The following is a 17,374-nucleotide window of genomic DNA, read 5'->3' on the forward strand; positions in this document are numbered from 1 at the left end:
CGAAGAGAAGTAAGCTTACTTAAGCAAAGCGATACGATCAGGAAATCAGGAGGGCACATGAGTAAGAGGAAAAATGAGAAGTTGTTCAATTATTTATTGTTATTTTTAGTTTTGTATGGAATTAGTTTGTTAATCTGGCCTATAGCTCTTTTCGGACTAGGTATGTCTCTAGCTGCACCGTTTCCGCATACATACGATACTTCCCGTGACATATTAGTTAAAATTCTTTTTACATATCCTTTGGGCGTATTATTTGCAATTTTCTATTGTGGGATTAGTTACGAGAACGGAAGATTCAAAGCCCCTTACTGGGTTGTTCATGTTCCATTGCTTTGGCCTGCTTCATGGATCATAGTCGAATACTTAGGATTAACATTTGGTTTTTAAAGAAAAATGAATTTTTTCTTATCAACAAGTAAAAAACACAAACACCCCTTATCCGGCTGCATACCTGACAAGGGGTGTTTCGCGTTCTGGCTACACTTTCCGTTTATATTTCCCTGTATACGGGATGGTGAGGTGGATTTTCAGATCTTGAATCGAGTCTTCGGTAAGCATCATCTTGCTGCCATTGTTGGATAACTTGCGCCAGAGTTTCGGATTTTTGCGATACAGCTTCTCCTGAAGACCGTAAATATCCACACCACGCTCAAGGCCGTGACGATACGTCTGCATGATCTGCTCCCGCAACTTCACTTCACTGATCTGGATCATCTCTTCATATGAGGTGGGCACCAGGTATTCGTACAGGGCAGTGAGGTAGTGGGCGTCAATGTTGAACGTAACGTCTTCACCCTGAATGACAGGTTTAATTTTGATTTTTGGCAATCCTACACTGAGTGCCCCATAGATCGTTCCATCCTTCTGAACTAGTAAGGGAGCGCGCCGCATGTCTTTGATTAACCAGTGATAACCGGGAAGCTGACTGCGTGGAAAGTATTCAAAGTCATAGCCAGTCTTCTCGAAAAAGGCCCCTTCCACTAGAAACAAATCATGTTTTTTCTCATTCTCAGCCCACTGGGTATCGTTCAATGCAAGACTCGGCAGATACGTCGTGGTAGCGGGATCATTATGTGTTGCAATGAGTTTAAAGCTGAGCACAGGCGGGTACAACGATTCTTCCATGTACGTGGGGAGCGGGTTGTGAAGAATGCTGTCCAGTGGCGACATATTATAGATGGACGTTGCACTCAGGATTTTCTCCAGAGGCTCGCGTGTTCCGTACACCCAGGTTGTATAACGGGATTCTGGAAACCGTCCCAGCATGTCGAACACTTCTTTGATGTGTTTGCTGGTGAGCACACCTTCAGCCATAACGATAGCTGTCACATGCCCCCAAGCCATGTGTAATTGAGCCGTACGGAACAGTTCGTTCAGCGCCAGACTCATCGTTTTCCCTTCGGCATGTCCGACCCATACAGGCGGTGTATCTGCACTTTTAGTTGAACTTTCACTTTTGGCGACACTGGCAAAATCCAGCGTTTGTACATACAGGTGATACATGCCGTCCTTATAATCAATCCCAAAGGCTTTGGCGTAGTCCACCTGTTGAATCTCAAAGGCACTCCAGCATCCACTTGTCATCACGCACATCAATAGGCTTAACAGACCCAGCAAACATTGCTGTAACAAGTGTTTCATCGTCCGTTTCCTTTCTTACGCGGTTCTTGAGTCTCAAGATAGACGGGTCTTCGTTTACCTAACCCCTTTGGCAGTTTGAATAATGAAGCTATCGCTTGTTTGAAATGAAGCGGTGTTAACGGCGTGAGATACGGAATGCCAAATGATTTGAGATCAGTCAGGTAGATGAGGAACAGAATCAACGACAGGATGAACCCATAGATGCCGAGGGATGCCCCCAGGACAAAACAAAGGAACCGCAGGATCAGCACAGAACTGGTCATGACCTGATTCACAATGGTTGCACCAGCTACGACGGTAACTGCAATGATGACAATCATGAGGGGAGAGACCATGCCGGCTCGAATGGCGGAATCCCCGATGATCAACCCTCCAACGACAGTTAGTGTCTGGCCGATGGCACTTGGTAAACGTACCCCCGCCTCTCGGAACAGCTCCATTAGCAGCATAATGAGAAACATCTCCACTCCCGATTCCATTGGAAGTCCCATGCGTTCAACCGATATCGTTGCAACTAGAGGAAAGGGGATCTGATCCATATGAAAGGATGTCAGCGCAATATAGAATCCGGGCAGGAACACGGTGATCATCAGGCCAAGAAAGCGCAGCATCCTTCCTACGTTCACAGGCAAGAAGGGAAAGCTGGCATCCTCCGGGGATTTGAGCAAAAGAAACAGATTGACTGGCCCAATAATGGCGCTGGGATTGCCGTCTACAATGAGGATAAAACGTCCGTTCATGAGACATTCTGCAGCAAAGTCAGGCCTGCCCGTATAATGGGTGACGGGAAACAAAGTAATCTTCGAAGGCGACAGCAATTCTTCCAGTTCATTGGCGGTCAAGATGCGTTCGGTCTCAATCTTACGCAACCGATCCTGGACGTCTTCGATCAGCTCCGGATTGGCGATATTCTTGATATACATCAATGCCACCTTGGTTGCAGAACGTGTACCGATCAGTTCGATATTGCAGGCAAGTTGGTTCGTACGCAGACGGGTGCGTATCAAGGCAACATTGACGGCAAGTGGTTCGATGAACCCATCTCTTGCCCCGCGGATCGAAACTTCGGTGGTCGATTCCTCCGGTGTTCGAGTAGGGATGTTAGATATATCAATACTCCACATGGTTTGCAGGGAAGGAATACAGATCAACATATGACCTTCAAAAACACGGAGAGACATTAGTTCGGTGCCATATGCCGAGTCTTGCAGATCCATTCGGGTCCAATCCAGGCTGATGCACTTTTCAATGTCGGATGTACGGATAAAGTGTGTATTTTCATATGTTCGTCTGAGTTCCGGGAGAATAATATCGTAGATCGCTTCACTATCCACCATACCGCTGCAATAGGTCATAAGGAGTTGCATCGGAGGTTCTCCGATCATATGACTATTGATGATAACATCATCAGATCCGGCAAAAAAGGTATTCAGGTTATGCTCGTTCATTCGGAACGGTTCAACGTCAGGATTATTCTTGGGCTGGGTTGAGATCGGCATGATCGGGAGCCTCCTTGTCCTTTTTATGGATTAATGCAGCAATGGTTAATATCACGGTAACGATTGAGACATAAGCGAGCATGACCGGGAACTGAATATGGTCCACATAATAATCCACGTAATCAATGCGCCACCATTGCATCGCCATGAAGCTCATGATGACGGTAATGGTGAGAATCGCGATATATCGTTTCTTCGGTCTGCGGAAATTCAGCAGATCCACGATGAGATACATGGATATGGCCACCCTTGCAAAGGAACCACTAAGCCACTGATAGATGGATAGAAAATCAACGTGTTGCAGCAGCTTGCCGATATTCACAAGTTTCCATTGCTCATAGGGACTGTTTCGTTGTTTGGCTGCTTCTTCGGGACCAAACTCCACGATGGCTCCGATGGTTGGTCCGATCGCCATACTGAGCATAAACACGCCGAGGATCAGAACATGCCACCAACGAATTTTGCCTTTGACTTCATGTTGGAACAACATAAGAATCCAGATCTCCATAAGTCCGGCGAGAGAGTAGATCATGCCCCGCCACACGGGACCTATACCGTTCTCCATAATCGGGAACAATAGACTGTAGTCTTTATATTTCATATTGGCGGACATTACAAAATAACCAAGCAAAATGACAAAGGGCAACAGCAGACTGGAAGTCATCGCAATGGAGCGTATGCCTTTAGCCGCTGCCCACGCGGCAACCAATGCTCCGCCACCAGCCAGAACGTAAGGTGGTGTGAATTGAAGATATGTGGACACGGTCCAGTTAGTTGTCTCATACAGCGTATGCGTGCCAAGCGTGAACAGCAGAATGGAAGCGGAGATTCGGAAGATCCAGGAAGGGACCGCCCCGAACTCTCGCGTAATCCAATCTGTTAATCGCTGTCCACGTACACGGCGAATAATGATGTACATCATACATAGAAATAACATGAAAAAAGGGCCAGCCGCCACGACAGACAACCATCCATCCCTGCCTGCTGCTTCGAGAATTCCTGGAATGGACAAGACATGGCAGACCAGTCCGGCACTTAATAAAATGATGGAAAAGGACAACCAGATGGTAATTTGACCTTTTTCACGACTCATGCGAATCCTCCTTTCCAATGAAGGAAGTTTACGTTAGGTTGTACAGCATATGGGAAGTTGATTCCTTTTTCAGATTTTTTCACAGAAAGCGGCAAACGAGATGGACGAGCTAGACAGAAAGCTTTAACATACAGATATAGCAATGTCGAAGACAAGCACTGAGCGAAGCATAGAGAAATAGGGGGGGAACCTACGATGACAATAACGACTAAGGTACCTGGAGAGACTAAGGTTGGCTTTATTGGTACAGGCGTGATGGGTAAAAGCATGGCTGGGCACATCCAGAGAGCAGGGTATCCGCTGCATGTGTACACGCGAACTGCTGCCAAAGCGGAAGCGTTGGTGAAAGAGGGTGCCGTATGGCATGACACACCAGGCAAACTGGCTGCCGCGTGTGATGTCATCATCACGATGGTGGGGTATCCGAAGGATGTAGAGGAGATTTATCTCGGTGAGGATGGTCTCGTAGCCAATGCCAAACCGGGTTCATATCTGATTGATATGACAACCTCAAGTCCGTTACTGGCTGCACGAATCTTTGAAGCTGCGGAAGCCAAAGGACTGCATGCACTGGACGCACCTGTGTCGGGCGGTGATATCGGAGCGCAGAACGCGAAGCTGTCCATTATGGTTGGTGGTAGTTCGAAGGCCTTTGAAGCCGTGCGTCCGCTGTTTGAGCAGATGGGTAGCAACATAGTGCTGCAAGGTAAGGCGGGAGCCGGGCAGCATACGAAAATGTGCAACCAGATTGCCATTGCCTCTGGCATGATGGGCGTATGCGAAGCACTCGCCTATGCCAAGACGTCCGGTCTGGACGCGGAGACCGTGCTGAAGAGCATTGCTACCGGTGCAGCCGGAAGCTGGTCGCTCAGCAATCTCGGTCCGCGCATGATCGCAGGCGATTATGAGCCTGGATTCTATGTGAAACATTTTATCAAAGACATGGGAATTGCACTGGAGTCTGCAAAAGCGATGGGCATGAAAACGCCTGGGTTGGCCCTGGCCGAATCCCTGTATCAGGAAATAGCGAATAATGGGCTGGAAGAGAAGGGTACTCAGGTGCTCTACACCTATTATCTTCAGGCTTAACAACCAAGAGAACAGCAGCGTATTCTTTTTCTATTCAGGAAAGGGTTGCGCTGTTTTTTTTCAATTTTGCGGCTTGTTTATGCGTCTAAAGTCACGAAATTGGTTAAATGTTCATATGTACTTTGCGTATTGGAGAGATTTTGATCGTTTTCCCTTTATTTTTACCCCGCTTTATCCGACATAAGTAATAGAAGTTTACATAATGAATGTGTCAAAGGATGTTATTCCTCCTGTAATGGTCACCCGTAACCCACACTATAATAGAACGGAGCTTGCCCATGTTCAAGAAAATCCTGTCTCTGTTCAAGACACAACCAGAGCTTGCGAACCAGATTACAGCGTCCGCTTCAGCGTTACCATCAACGACAACCATTCCCCCGCGTATGGTCCGAAGTAAGCGCAAGAAAAAAGCGGAAGGGGATTGGACACGTCAGCCGGAGGAGCCTAGTACAGCAGATCAGCTGATAGGTCTTCCAATTCAATATAAAGTGCTGAACGACCTGCTCGTTACCAATCCGAAGTCACGCTCCGGTTATTCGCAGATTGATCATGTCGTAATCGGTCCGCGGGCAATCTTCGTGATCGAAACCCGAAATCTGACGACAGGTGAGATTCGCGGCGGAAGAAGAGAGGCCAATTGGTCGGTCAGCAGCAGCCGGGTCAAAATGTACAATCCACTCATGCAGCATCGTGCACATGTGGAAGCCATCCATGCACACCTCGGAGACTACAAAAGAGTACGTCTCGTCTCCATGGTGACCTTCACCAACCGTTGCCGCATCAGTGTTGATCCTGCTGTGAGGTATGTGAACTCGGATGAACTGATTATCTACGATCACGAATTGGTAGAGACCATTCAGCGTAAGACGGAACGACTTGAGAGTGAGGTTCCAGAAACCGTATTTCAAGAGAAGGATATCCAGGCGATCTACGCTCTGTTATCTTCGGTCAATTCCACCGATCCTCAGATTCGGTCAGAGCATATGGAGAAGGCTAAAGGGATCAAATAATTACGCTTTACGAACACTGTTGTCCATACGGGCGGCAGTGTTTTGTGTTGCGGTGGTAGTTAATGTGCGAGTAGTAAAAGGCTTTAGACACAGGTATATCGTCGTATACAACCGATTTTTAACTTATGATAGAATGTAGACCATGTCCAATTGTGTGAATCAAGCATGTTATATGAAAGGATATTTTTGTAAGCAGGTGTTCAAGTCTTGGAGCAGAGGTTAATGGTTCTCAGGAATATACATACGATAGGGGAAGATATACGATGAAATGGAATTATACGATAAAGACGTTCACAGTTATGCTTGGTTTGACAGCGATTCTGACAGCATGTGGTGGCGGAGCGAAAGAGACGTCATCGCCGGAGTCTGCTTCCGGTACAGAAGTTGCTTCATCAGAAACAAGCAGCTCGAATGCTGCTGTAACAGAAACCGCAGCAACCGGTTCGAATGAGAGTGAGGAGACAGGTTCAACTACAGACGAATCTTCTTCAGCTGACGACGGCAAGATTGGAAAGGACTCCACACTGGAAGAGTTGAAGCAGGAGTATGCGGATAAACTCGGTTATATCCGTATCCCGCTTACGGATCATCCGGTGCGTCGGGTTAGTGAGGAAGGTTCCAAAAATATTAATGTGGCCAACTATAGTGATGCCGTTGTGGACATGAATGCAGAGGTTCCAATTCATTCCGATTCGCAGCGGTTAATTGATGATGCCTTTCCATTTTTCACAACCGTACAAGCACCTGATGAATCTTATATAACTTGGGAAGAAGCAACCAATCTGGAGCGTGCCATGGTGAAAACACTGTTTATCGCCCGTGAAGGTCTACTAATTACTGAGGATGCGATGAAAAATAAGGATTATAGCAGTACATCATTCCAGGATTCGATGGATTTCTTCAGGGTCACAGCGAAATTTGAATCCATGGCACCTGTTGCACAGCATCCGCGTGACATTACGTTGAGTACGCTATACGACAAAGCCCGCACGTCGTGGGGCGAGCTTGCTGCAATGGACCCGGAGCAGGATGAAACGGCGTTTGCCGAGATGTACAAGACGACGAGAACCGATGCCAATAATGCCATGGGGTTGCTTAATGTTCTGTTGTCTACCAATGAGGAAGAACGTGTAGAGGAGATTTACGGAAAGGAATAGTAGTATTGAATAAAATTTGAATGAGTTGAACGAAATATATATATGCTGAGGTATTTCATAGAACCTTGACTGCCGAGACGATCGGTGGTCAGGGTTCTATGTGTTGTGCGTGAGAGTGGAAACAAGAAAAGAGGTGTCGAGCAATTTTTTGAAATCCGCTTGAAACTATATCCAGAACGATGCGTATCATAAGGTATTAATTGTTTTTTAATGTAGAATATTGCCGTATTTCAGAGTATAGTTAAGGAATAATTTAACTTATATTCAATCATGATGTAGGAATGAAAATTTACTGAAAACCATGAAAAAGTGTGAAGAACACCATGTATGAAACTATTGGAGGTTGAGTATGAGTTCATTTAAAAGCTGGTTAAATTCAACAAAACAAGGACTTGAAGAGCAAGTCAAAAAGTTTAAAAATAAAGATTTTATGGATGCCGTGGTTGCAGGGTGTGCACTGGTTGCTTTTGCAGATGGTTCCATTGATGAAGCAGAAAAGAACAAGATGGCTGGTTATATCAACCTGAGTCAGGAATTGAAAGTATTTGATATGGCTGAAGTGATTACACGCTTTAATCATTATGTCGCGAACTTTGAGTTCTCTCCAGAGATCGGGAAGCAGGAAGCGCTGAAAGCTATTGGGAAATTCAAAGCCAAGCCGGATGTAGGACGCGTTATTGTGGGTGTATGCAGTGCGATTGGTTCAGCTGACGGCAACTTTGATGATCAGGAGAAAAGAGTCGTTGCCGAGATATGCATCGTACTTGGACTGAACCCGAGTGAATTCAATCTCTAAGTAGCTATTTTACATATGAAGGGAGGTGAAAATCAGTGGCAAGCATTAATTTGGTCAAAGGACAAAAGATTGATTTAACCAAAGGCAATGCAGGACTTACTGAGGTGATTGCTGGTCTCGGTTGGGACCCGGTAACTGCCAAAGGTTTCTTTGGAAGAAAAAAACAAGCGGATATCGATTGTGATGCATCGGCGATCATGTTGAATGAGGAAGGCAAGTTGGTGAAGGACTCCAACCTGGTTTGCTTCCACAACAAACAAAGTGCATGTCGTTCGGTTATCCATTCAGGTGACAATTTAACAGGACAGGGAGACGGTGACGACGAACAGATCAAAATGGATCTGTCCCGTATTCCTGCTGATGTTCATAAAGTATTAATCGTTGTTAATATCTACGATTGTGTCAATCGCAAGCAAGATTTTGGCATGATTGAGAAGGCTTATATTCGTATTCTGGATGGTAAAAATTCCAGTGAGCTCGTGAAGTTCAATCTATCCGAAAACTACACAGGTTCAACGGCGTTGATCTGTGGTGAATTGTATCGTCATGGAGGCGAATGGAAATTCTCGGCAATTGGAGAGGGTTCCCATGCGGTACATATCAACGAACTCGCTCGCAGGTACTCCTAAGTACAAGATTTAACCTAAATCGACAATAATCCTGATATTCATATGTCACGATAACTACAATACACTTAAATAAGCGAGGATGATCATACGATGGCAATTAATCTCTCTAAAGGTCAAAAAATCGATCTGACTAAAACAAACCCAGGTTTGACAAAAATCACAGTAGGCTTGGGCTGGGATACCAATAAGTATGATGGCGGAAAAGACTTTGACCTGGATGTATCGGTATTCTGTGCCAATGCAAACGGTAAAGTAGAAGGCGAGAAAAACTTCATCTTCTTCAACAATCCACAAAATGAAAATGGTTCTGTTGTTCACACCGGTGACAACCGTACAGGAGATGGCGATGGTGATGATGAGCAGATCAATATCGACCTGCCTAACGTACCCGCAAATGTAGAGAAAATTGCCTTCTCTATTACGATCTACGAGGCTACAGAACGTAGCCAGAACTTCGGACAAGTCTCCCGTGCTTATGTGCGAATCGTTAACGAAGCAAACAGCGAAGAGCTGATTCGTTTCGACCTGGGAGAAGACTTCTCCATCGAAACAGGTGTAGTTGTTGGTGAATTGTATCGTCATAACGGCGAGTGGAAGTTCAGTGCCATCGGTAGTGGTTACCAGGATGGATTGGTTGGATTGACACGCGACTACGGTTTGCAATAGGACGTACAGTACGACTTACAGGATGGGAAGAACCGTCTCCTGGACGGTTCTCCTTTTCATTTAATCACATATTTTGGAAAGGTGGAAAAACAAATGACGATCAGTCTTGCCAAAGGACAACGTATTGACCTGACTAAGACGAATCCGGGCCTTACCCGTGTGGTGGTTGGTTTGGGTTGGGATACAAACAAATATAGTGGTGGAGTCGACTTTGACCTGGACGCTTCGGCTTTTTTGTTGTACGAAGATGGAAAAGCCAAAGGTACGGATGACTTTGTTTTTTACAACAATCCAAGCGGCGGTGCGGGTTCAGTAACACATACTGGTGATAACCGTACAGGTGAAGGTGACGGCGATGATGAGCAAGTTGTTGTTGATTTCAGTAAAATCCCTGCGCACATTCACCGGATCGGTATTACCGTAACCATCTATGATGGAGATGGAAGAGGGCAGAATTTTGGACAAGTCTCCAATGCTTTTGTTCGTGTTGTAGATGCTGCAAGTGATCGGGAAGTGCTTCGTTTCGACCTCGGAGAAGACTACTCTACCGAAACAGCTGTGGTATTCTGTGAGTTTTACCGTGCAGGTGCGGACTGGAAATTCCAGGCGGTAGGCAGCGGCTTCACTGGTGGACTATCTGCTTTATGCAAAAATTACGGGCTGGATGCACAATAACATAACTTGGCATAGAAAGGTGATTCTGCTATGGCGATTTCTGTCGTGAAAGGCCAGAAGAGTGATCTGACCAAAACCAACCCGGGCTTGTCCCGTCTAACGGTAGGCATTGGTTGGGAGGCAGCCTCGGGTGTAGAGCTGGACACATCAGCATTCCTTCTGGGTTCAGACAATAAAGTGGCTGGAGATGAGGATTTTATCTTTTATAATCAGCCCTCTACCTCGTTCATCACGTACATGGATGGTGGACAGGTTGGTGGCGAGAAGAAACAATTCGCCATTGATCTTGGCAAAATCCCTGCCCGAATTGAGAAAATCGCCTTCAGCCTGACGATTCATGACGGTGAAGCACGACGCCATCATTTTGGACAGGTTCAGCATGGTTTTCTACGGTTTGCCAATGCAGCTACAGGTCAGGAAGTAATGAGATATGATCTGGGAAGCGGTTTTACAGTGGAGACCGCGATTGTCATCGGTGAATTGTATCGTCATAATGGAGAATGGAAGTTCAATGCAATAGGGTCGGGTTTTGCAGGTGGTTTGAATGCACTCTGCGCTAACTTTGGTGTGGATGTGGATGGTGGATCGGACCCTGCACCAACGACTTCAACCGTTCCCCCGACAGCTGCACCGACTCCGCCACCCCCGGCACCCGCACCAGAACCGACGCCTGCTCCTGTGAATTCGATCAATTTCAGCAAAATTGAATTGAAGAAGAAGGGTGACACCATTAACCTCAAGAAAAATGCGGGGGGACTTGGTGAAATCCTGATTAACCTGAACTGGAATCAACAGGGCAGCAAAGGGTTGTTTGGTCGCAGCAAGAGTGTTGATCTGGACTTGGGCTGCCTGTTCGAGATGAAGGATGGTACACGAGATGTGATTCAGGCCTTGGGACAGACGTTTGGTTCACTGAATCGATTCCCTTATATTGCACTGGATGGGGATGACCGGACGGGATCGGTTAAGACGGGAGAGAATCTGCGGATTAATGGTGCCCGTATCTCGGAAATTGAGCGCATCTTGGTATTCACCTATATTTATGGTGGTGTGGCCAACTGGTCTCAAGTAGACGGTGTGGTAACCATCCAGCAGAAGGACGGCCCGGATATCATTGTCCGAATGAATGAATACGGGAGCCCGCTTGGCATGTGTGGCATCGCGATGTTACGCAATGTGAACAATGAGACATTCAGTATTGAACGAATCGTGCAGTTCTATAATGGGCATCAGGCGTTGGACGAGGCTCATGATTGGGGAATGCAGTGGGTTGCGGGAAGAAAGTAATCATTTGTATTTATTCAATATATAAACGCTGTATCGGTCAGCACCATTGCAAGGATACTGTTGACCAACGTTATCCTCGATAATAGACCATCAATCCCTCCAGACTAAGGAGGGATTGGTTTTTATGCCCCGACAGCTGGAATCAACTATTGCAGATTGGCTATTGCCAAAGGTGCGAGGAGGAGACAACCCTGAAATATTTTAACTTTTTGAGTCTGGAAGAAGAAGATACTTTATTTTTCTCTTCACCCGTCTCGTTCAATCACCGGACTTCCAAAGATCTACTGGCATATGCTGTTGGGGCTGCTCTATATATGCCCGCGACGCGCACACATATCGCGGACGACATTATGAATGGTAAACATGAAGGTCTGACGACCATTATTATTGATCTGGAGGACGCTGTGGGTGACGACCAAGTAGAATTTGCCGAGCAGTGTCTGGTACAGCATCTAACTCAACTGATGACTTATATGGAGACAGGCATGCTGAGTCAGGATCGAATGCCTCTTCTGTTTGCTCGTGTACGTTCACCACAACAGTTGGAACGTCTTATTGATACGTTGGGAGAATTGGTGTCCATGCTGACAGGCGTGGCTTTGCCCAAGTTTTGTGTGGGCAATGGAAGAGCTTATTTTGACCAGATCCGCAAGTATAATCAACGGAAACCGGATCATTATCCCGTTCTTTATGGAATGCCTATATTGGAAACGGCTTCAATTATATATCGGGAGACACGTTGGGAGACCTTACTGGGCCTTCGTAACATCCTCGATGAAAATGTTGAATATGTGCTCAATGTACGCATTGGTGCGACCGATTTCTCCAGCCTGTTTGGACTACGCCGAAGCCCGGAATTAACCATATACGATATCGCCACAATACGTGACTGTATCTCGGACATTATCAATCTGTTCGGACGGATGGACAAGCCGTACGTGATCTCGGGTCCAGTCTGGGAATATTTCAGTCAGCGGGAGCGCGTGTTCAAACCTCAATTACGACAGACTCCATTCGAAGAAACCCTGGGCAAATCAGGGCTGCATCTGAGAATGAAATATATTACGAACACAATGGATGGATTGATGCGTGAAGTCATGATGGACAAGGAAAATGGAATTGTAGGCAAAACGATCATTCATCCTTCTCATATTAAGCCCGTACAAGCGATGTACGTTGTTACACATGAGGAATATTCCGATGCACAAGACATCATCGCCCGTAATGACGGTAGCCTGGGTGTGTTCAAAAGTAATTACTATAACAAAATGAATGAGATTAAACCACACTTGAACTGGGCGAATCGAATTCTAATCCGATCACAAATATATGGGGTGTTACATGAACAGCAGCATTTTGTCGGGCTCTTGCCCAAGCACGAACAACAACATAACTACGTTCCCAATTCTTGATCAATTCAGTCTGAACGTTCAGGTTACACATAACCCGCTGCAACTTCCACTAGAATCTCTATTTTCCATGGCTGCACGCATCAATAAGAAACGTTCATTTCTGTTTGTAAGCAGACTGCTGGGCAAGCACATCCCGGTTAACCCGTATACCTCGCTTCTGAGTGGCGCAGCATTGGCTGTTCTGTTATATGAGCACCTGACTGAAAAGACGGAAGAGACGAAAGTTCAGATCACCGAGTGGAAACGGGAAATGGTCGAGGGACTGATTGACCCCCAACAAGCCCGGCAAGTGTACAACATGCTGTTGCAAGAAAGCTTGAGTTTATCGGAAACGATTCGTTTTGTTGGTTTTGCCGAGACCGCTACAGCGCTGGGTCACAGCATGTACGAGATGTTTGCTGATCAAGCTTCCTATATTCACACCACTCGCGAATATGTTCCAGCGATGCATCCAGATATTCAATTTGAAGAAGAACATTCCCATGCGATGGCTCATCGTTGTTATGCGTTGGATCATGAAGCCTTTGCAGGAGAGGGTCCGATTGTTCTAGTGGACGACGAGATTACGACGGGCAAAACGACGTTGAATATCATTCGGGATATTCAGGCCAGATACCCCCGGAAGCAATATGTGATTGCTTCGCTGTTGGACTGGCGTACGGAAGCGGACGAACTTCGGTTTGCCGAACTGGAAGTTGAACTGGGGATTACCATTACACCGTTAAGCCTGTTGAAGGGCCGCATTGAAGTGGTGGGTACTCCACAGTTGGAACCAACACAGCAAGATGAGCAGCTATATCATCCTGCCGTAACGCTTCAAACCTCTACCGTTGCCGATGACTTCAATCAACTGCATGCCACTTCGGAGGATGGTGAAGGTAAACGTAGCACAGCGAGCTACGTCCAGCATACGGGCAGGTTTGGTATGCAATCCCGACATAATGGGGTATTACGTGAGGAGATTAGCCGGATTGCAGAACGACTTCGGTCGCAGCGTAAGGCAGAACGGACGTTGGTGATGGGAACAGGGGAGTTCATGTACATTCCGATGCGTATTGCTGCCGAGATGGGAGAAGGCGTGTTGTATCAATCCACTACCCGCAGTCCAATCCATACACATCCGGCTCCAGGATATGCTGTTCGTAGTGGTGCCGGATATGCCTCACCGGAAGACGCATCTGTTCGTAACTTTATCTATAACATCGCTCCGGGACAATATGATGAGATTTTTGTTCTGCTGGAGAGACAGATGTCCGAAGAAAGAATGGAACCGATGTTGAAGGTACTGGGGCAGTTGGGGTGCGGACACATTCATATTGTATATTGCGGCTTGCCAGAGAAGACAGGGGACAACGAGCAATGAACTTAACTACACTGGAGCTAATCAGACAACGTGAGATTCCGTCTCCCGAACCGATGGGCAGTTATGCTGCATCGGACGTTGTTTTCCTACTGAAGGATATCAGCCATGTGGATCTGGAAAAGGGAACGGGTGAACGGGAGCAGGCGATCCAATCCGGGGTTCATTATTCGGAGATGTTGCCCGTGGAATATCAGCCCACAGCAGAATACATCGAGCTGTTCCATCAGACGCTGGAACAATCCGCTGCAAGAATCGCACGTCATACCGCCATTGTTGCTGAGAAGATTGTAGAGCGTAGGGGACTGAATCTGGTGCTGGTATCTCTGGCTCGAGCCGGAACACCTGTGGGCATCCTGATCAAACGTTATATTGAATTGAAATACAAGGTGACGATTCCGCATTATAGCATTTCGATTATTCGTGGCAAGGGTATGGACGAGAACGCAATTTTATATATTTTACAGCAGCATGGTCTGGAAACAGCCATTCAATTTGTAGACGGTTGGACAGGCAAAGGGGCTATTCGCAAAGTGCTGAAAGAGTCCTGTGACCACATGGAACGGACTTATGGCGTAAGTCTTGATGATGATCTTGCTGTGTTGGCTGATCCGGGGCAATGTTCAGGAACTTTTGGGACAAGGGAAGATTATCTTATTCCTAGCGCTTGTCTGAATTCAACGGTATCGGGACTGGTGAGCCGTACAGTACTTCGCGATGATCTGATCGGGCCGGCAGATTTTCACGGAGCCAAATGGTATCGTGAATGGTCCTCTGCGGATGTGTCGACCCAATACGTGGATACTATTGCTCAGCATTTTCCGCAAATGATGAACCAAGTGGAGATTCGCTCGGACGACAATGCTACCGATACTTTGGAAATCACTTGGAAAGGCTGGCAGGATATCGAAGCCATCCAGCAATCCTTTGGTATTACGAACATTAATCTGATCAAACCTGGAATCGGAGAAACAACCCGGGTGTTACTGCGCCGTGTCCCTTGGAAGATTCTTGTGGACCGTCTGGATAATCCGGATTTGCAACATATCATGATGCTCGCCAGAGACAGAAATGTGCCGGTTGAGGTATATCCGGGATTAACCTATTCCTGTTGCGGCATTATTCAATCCCTGGGAGGTGGAGGAGAATGATGATTTACGCAAGTGATCTGGACCAGACGCTGGTGTACTCCCGTCGTGCGCTCCGTATTCCCGAAGATACACCGGGACTTGTTCCCGCAGAGTGGATTAACGGCAAGTTGTCCGCTTTTATGTCAGCATATGCACTGGAGCGGTTGCAGTCTTTGCCACAAGACATTGTATTTATGCCGGTGACGACACGTACAGTGGAGCAGTACCGGCGCATTCATATTTTTCAGAGCGAATGTATTCCGAAATATGCGGTGACGAGTAATGGTGGCAACATCATTGTTGACGGTCAGGTAGACGATGAATGGAATCTGCATATTCGTTCTTTGCTTCGTCAGCAGGCAGCTACTCCCGAAGAGATCCTGGATTTATTTGACGATGTGCTGAGCCCGGAGTGGGTAATTAATCAGCGATTGTGTGATGAGCTGTTCTTTGCATTGCTGATCGAACGTGACAAGCTTCCGATGGAGCATATTGCGGAAAAGATTCGGGTGTTAGAGACGCTGGGATGGGAGAGTTCGATTCAGGGGCGGAAGCTCTATCTGGTGCCTTCGGCCGTGAACAAACGAGCTGCCGTGGAGCATATTAGGCAACGCATTGGCGATGGGCCTGTGATTGCTTCGGGTGATTCCTTGCTGGATCGTTGTTTGCTGGACTTTGCGCACTACGCCATTGCTCCGTCTCACGGAGAGTTACATGTGGAGAGACAGCGTGTACCTGAGCAGGTACCGTATCAATTTACGGAACAATTCGGTGCTTTTGCAGCAGATGAGATTCTCGATTACGTTCACCGTATTCATAACGATCAACAGACCCAGATAGACCATGCCGAGATAAGGGAGACCGTATAAATGAAAAAAATGAAGATTTACTTCAACCGTTGGTTCTCAGTAACGTATCATTATATGAATGCGATTCGGGACAATGAGGACGGTATGGAATTTGAGATCTACGGTACTCACCCTGATCCGGGACACATGGCATTACAGGGCTGTGATGTTGCAGAAGTTGAACCGCGTGTAACGGGCCGGGAATATGTTGATTTTTGCTTCGACTTTTGCCGTCGTCATCAGATTGATGTGTTTATTCCACGCTGGAACATGCTGGACATCAGCAGACATATCTCCCTGTTCGAAGAGATCGGCACACGGGTTATCGTATGCTCGGACACGGAATTGCTGGAACAATTGATGGAGAAAGACCGGTTCTATGAATCGGTGCGTGAGAAAGGCATTATGGAGATTCCGGATTATTTCACAGTCAGTAATGCTGCACAATTCCAGCAAGCATATGAGGCGCTGCGTGCACGTGGACATGATGTATGCTTCAAACCATGTAATGGTGAGGGCGGCATGGGATTCCGGGTGATTAATAATGAACGTGATCCGTTGCAGGAGTTGTTCGGATACGCGCTTAACTCCATTTCGTATGAAGATGCCCTGCGTGCTTTCTCTTCTGCTCCGTCCTTTCAAAATGTCATGGTGATGGAGGTACTGGAAGGATATGAATACAGCATTGATTGTCTTTCGGATCGCAATGGGAAACTATTAACGGCTATTCCGCGTAGAAAAGAAAGAGGACGTTTGCGCTTGCTCGAAGAAAACGAGGAATTGCTGGCGATTGCCCGCAATGTGGCAGAGGTATATCAGATTCCTTATAATTTTAATATACAGATGAAATATCGCAAGGATACACCGAAGCTGCTGGAGATTAATCCGCGTATGTCGGGTGGGTTGCACATGTCTTGTCTGTCGGGCGTGAACTTCCCGTATCTGGCTGTCAAGTCTGCACTTGGCCATGATATTGGACCACTTCATCCGAAGTTTGGCATACTGGGAAGTCATATCGAACAGCCATTTATAATCGACGTTCAGAAGGTAAGCGGAGTACACCACGTCTAGCTGAGAATTTC

17 protein-coding genes are annotated in these 17,374 nt (G+C 46.7%); 14 read left to right on the forward strand and 3 right to left on the reverse strand.

Annotated elements, in window-relative coordinates:
- The first annotated feature begins 57 nt into the window (after window positions 1-57).
- Window positions 58-387, forward strand: coding sequence for a hypothetical protein (locus BS614_RS08875; RefSeq protein ID WP_074093711.1), 330 nt, complete (start codon window positions 58-60; stop codon window positions 385-387).
- A 90-nt stretch (window positions 388-477) separates the two neighbouring features.
- Here BS614_RS08875 and BS614_RS08880 read toward each other — a convergent pair whose 3' ends face one another.
- The 3 genes from BS614_RS08880 to BS614_RS08890 are packed head-to-tail and all read right to left on the reverse strand — an operon-like array spanning window position 478 to window position 4,233.
- A complete protein-coding gene (locus tag BS614_RS08880; protein WP_074093712.1) occupies window positions 478-1,641 on the reverse strand; it encodes a Ger(x)C family spore germination protein in 1,164 nt (387 codons plus the stop codon).
- Entirely contained in the window at window positions 1,638-3,140 is a 1,503-nt protein-coding gene (locus BS614_RS08885) for a spore germination protein (protein WP_084174465.1), read from the reverse strand. Before BS614_RS08885 ends, BS614_RS08880 begins: the two co-directional genes overlap by 4 nt.
- Window positions 3,112-4,233, reverse strand: coding sequence for a GerAB/ArcD/ProY family transporter (locus tag BS614_RS08890; RefSeq protein ID WP_074093713.1), 1,122 nt, complete (start codon window positions 4,231-4,233; stop codon window positions 3,112-3,114). The genes BS614_RS08885 and BS614_RS08890 overlap by 29 nt, the downstream gene beginning before the upstream one ends.
- Before the next feature lie 195 nt (window positions 4,234-4,428).
- Here BS614_RS08890 and BS614_RS08895 point away from each other — a divergent pair, with 195 nt between their 5' ends.
- The 13 genes from BS614_RS08895 (at window position 4,429) to BS614_RS08955 (ending at window position 17,363) form a co-directional block, all read left to right on the forward strand.
- On the forward strand, window positions 4,429-5,322 hold the full coding sequence (locus tag BS614_RS08895; protein WP_074093714.1) for an NAD(P)-dependent oxidoreductase: 894 nt from the start codon (window positions 4,429-4,431) through the stop codon (window positions 5,320-5,322).
- 278 nt (window positions 5,323-5,600) lie between these two features.
- Window positions 5,601-6,332: a nuclease-related domain-containing protein gene (locus BS614_RS08900; RefSeq protein WP_074093715.1), complete on the forward strand. Its 732-nt coding sequence runs from the start codon at window positions 5,601-5,603 to the stop codon at window positions 6,330-6,332.
- Window positions 6,333-6,595: 263 nt separating this feature from the next.
- Window positions 6,596-7,489, forward strand: a complete 894-nt coding sequence (locus BS614_RS08905; RefSeq protein ID WP_074093716.1) for a hypothetical protein — start codon at window positions 6,596-6,598, stop codon at window positions 7,487-7,489.
- A gap of 349 nt (window positions 7,490-7,838) precedes the next feature.
- Complete coding sequence (locus tag BS614_RS08910) at window positions 7,839-8,285, forward strand: tellurite resistance TerB family protein (RefSeq protein WP_036606259.1); 447 nt, start codon at window positions 7,839-7,841, stop codon at window positions 8,283-8,285.
- A 35-nt stretch (window positions 8,286-8,320) separates the two neighbouring features.
- On the forward strand, window positions 8,321-8,914 hold the full coding sequence (locus tag BS614_RS08915) for a TerD family protein (protein ID WP_036672556.1): 594 nt from the start codon (window positions 8,321-8,323) through the stop codon (window positions 8,912-8,914).
- Between the two features lie 90 nt (window positions 8,915-9,004).
- Window positions 9,005-9,580, forward strand: a complete 576-nt coding sequence (locus BS614_RS08920) for a TerD family protein (protein ID WP_062837432.1) — start codon at window positions 9,005-9,007, stop codon at window positions 9,578-9,580.
- 93 nt (window positions 9,581-9,673) lie between these two features.
- A complete protein-coding gene (locus BS614_RS08925; protein ID WP_036606267.1) occupies window positions 9,674-10,255 on the forward strand; it encodes a TerD family protein in 582 nt (193 codons plus the stop codon).
- Window positions 10,256-10,285: 30 nt separating this feature from the next.
- Window positions 10,286-11,542 carry a TerD family protein gene (locus tag BS614_RS08930; protein WP_074093717.1) on the forward strand — a complete coding sequence of 419 codons (1,257 nt, stop codon included), beginning with the start codon at window positions 10,286-10,288 and terminating at the stop codon, window positions 11,540-11,542.
- Window positions 11,543-11,856: 314 nt separating this feature from the next.
- Entirely contained in the window at window positions 11,857-12,954 is a 1,098-nt protein-coding gene (locus BS614_RS08935; protein ID WP_244898328.1) for an HpcH/HpaI aldolase/citrate lyase family protein, read from the forward strand.
- Window positions 12,884-14,317, forward strand: coding sequence for a phosphoribosyltransferase family protein (locus BS614_RS08940; RefSeq protein WP_074093719.1), 1,434 nt, complete (start codon window positions 12,884-12,886; stop codon window positions 14,315-14,317). The genes BS614_RS08935 and BS614_RS08940 overlap by 71 nt, the downstream gene beginning before the upstream one ends.
- Window positions 14,314-15,465 (forward strand): cysteine protease StiP family protein, encoded by a 1,152-nt coding sequence (locus BS614_RS08945; protein WP_074093720.1) that lies wholly within the window; start codon window positions 14,314-14,316, stop codon window positions 15,463-15,465. Before BS614_RS08940 ends, BS614_RS08945 begins: the two co-directional genes overlap by 4 nt.
- Complete coding sequence (locus BS614_RS08950) at window positions 15,465-16,313, forward strand: HAD family hydrolase (RefSeq protein WP_074096753.1); 849 nt, start codon at window positions 15,465-15,467, stop codon at window positions 16,311-16,313. The genes BS614_RS08945 and BS614_RS08950 overlap by 1 nt, the downstream gene beginning before the upstream one ends.
- Window positions 16,314-17,363, forward strand: coding sequence for an ATP-grasp domain-containing protein (locus BS614_RS08955; RefSeq protein ID WP_074093721.1), 1,050 nt, complete (start codon window positions 16,314-16,316; stop codon window positions 17,361-17,363). It abuts the gene before it with no gap.
- Window positions 17,364-17,374 lie beyond the last annotated feature (11 nt).

Origin of the sequence: Paenibacillus xylanexedens (assembly GCF_001908275.1) — a bacterium.
Lineage (GTDB): Bacteria > Bacillota > Bacilli > Paenibacillales > Paenibacillaceae > Paenibacillus > Paenibacillus xylanexedens_A.

What these genes read in the sequence shown, in the direction of transcription:
- BS614_RS08910 (WP_036606259.1), top strand. Translation starts at nt 7,839, where the DNA reads ATGAGTTCATTTAAAAGCTGGTTAAATTCAACAAAACAAGGACTTGAA.
- BS614_RS08940 (WP_074093719.1), top strand. Translation starts at nt 12,884, where the DNA reads ATGAACAGCAGCATTTTGTCGGGCTCTTGCCCAAGCACGAACAACAAC.
- BS614_RS08925 (WP_036606267.1), top strand. Translation starts at nt 9,674, where the DNA reads ATGACGATCAGTCTTGCCAAAGGACAACGTATTGACCTGACTAAGACG.
- BS614_RS08900 (WP_074093715.1), top strand. Translation starts at nt 5,601, where the DNA reads ATGTTCAAGAAAATCCTGTCTCTGTTCAAGACACAACCAGAGCTTGCG.
- BS614_RS08935 (WP_244898328.1), top strand. Translation starts at nt 11,857, where the DNA reads ATGCCCGCGACGCGCACACATATCGCGGACGACATTATGAATGGTAAA.
- BS614_RS08880 (WP_074093712.1), bottom strand. Translation starts at nt 1,641, where the DNA reads ATGAAACACTTGTTACAGCAATGTTTGCTGGGTCTGTTAAGCCTATTG.
- BS614_RS08955 (WP_074093721.1), top strand. Translation starts at nt 16,314, where the DNA reads ATGAAAAAAATGAAGATTTACTTCAACCGTTGGTTCTCAGTAACGTAT.
- BS614_RS08890 (WP_074093713.1), bottom strand. Translation starts at nt 4,233, where the DNA reads ATGAGTCGTGAAAAAGGTCAAATTACCATCTGGTTGTCCTTTTCCATC.
- BS614_RS08950 (WP_074096753.1), top strand. Translation starts at nt 15,465, where the DNA reads ATGATTTACGCAAGTGATCTGGACCAGACGCTGGTGTACTCCCGTCGT.
- BS614_RS08945 (WP_074093720.1), top strand. Translation starts at nt 14,314, where the DNA reads ATGAACTTAACTACACTGGAGCTAATCAGACAACGTGAGATTCCGTCT.
- BS614_RS08930 (WP_074093717.1), top strand. Translation starts at nt 10,286, where the DNA reads ATGGCGATTTCTGTCGTGAAAGGCCAGAAGAGTGATCTGACCAAAACC.
- BS614_RS08895 (WP_074093714.1), top strand. Translation starts at nt 4,429, where the DNA reads ATGACAATAACGACTAAGGTACCTGGAGAGACTAAGGTTGGCTTTATT.
- BS614_RS08875 (WP_074093711.1), top strand. Translation starts at nt 58, where the DNA reads ATGAGTAAGAGGAAAAATGAGAAGTTGTTCAATTATTTATTGTTATTT.
- BS614_RS08920 (WP_062837432.1), top strand. Translation starts at nt 9,005, where the DNA reads ATGGCAATTAATCTCTCTAAAGGTCAAAAAATCGATCTGACTAAAACA.
- BS614_RS08905 (WP_074093716.1), top strand. Translation starts at nt 6,596, where the DNA reads ATGAAATGGAATTATACGATAAAGACGTTCACAGTTATGCTTGGTTTG.
- BS614_RS08885 (WP_084174465.1), bottom strand. Translation starts at nt 3,140, where the DNA reads ATGCCGATCTCAACCCAGCCCAAGAATAATCCTGACGTTGAACCGTTC.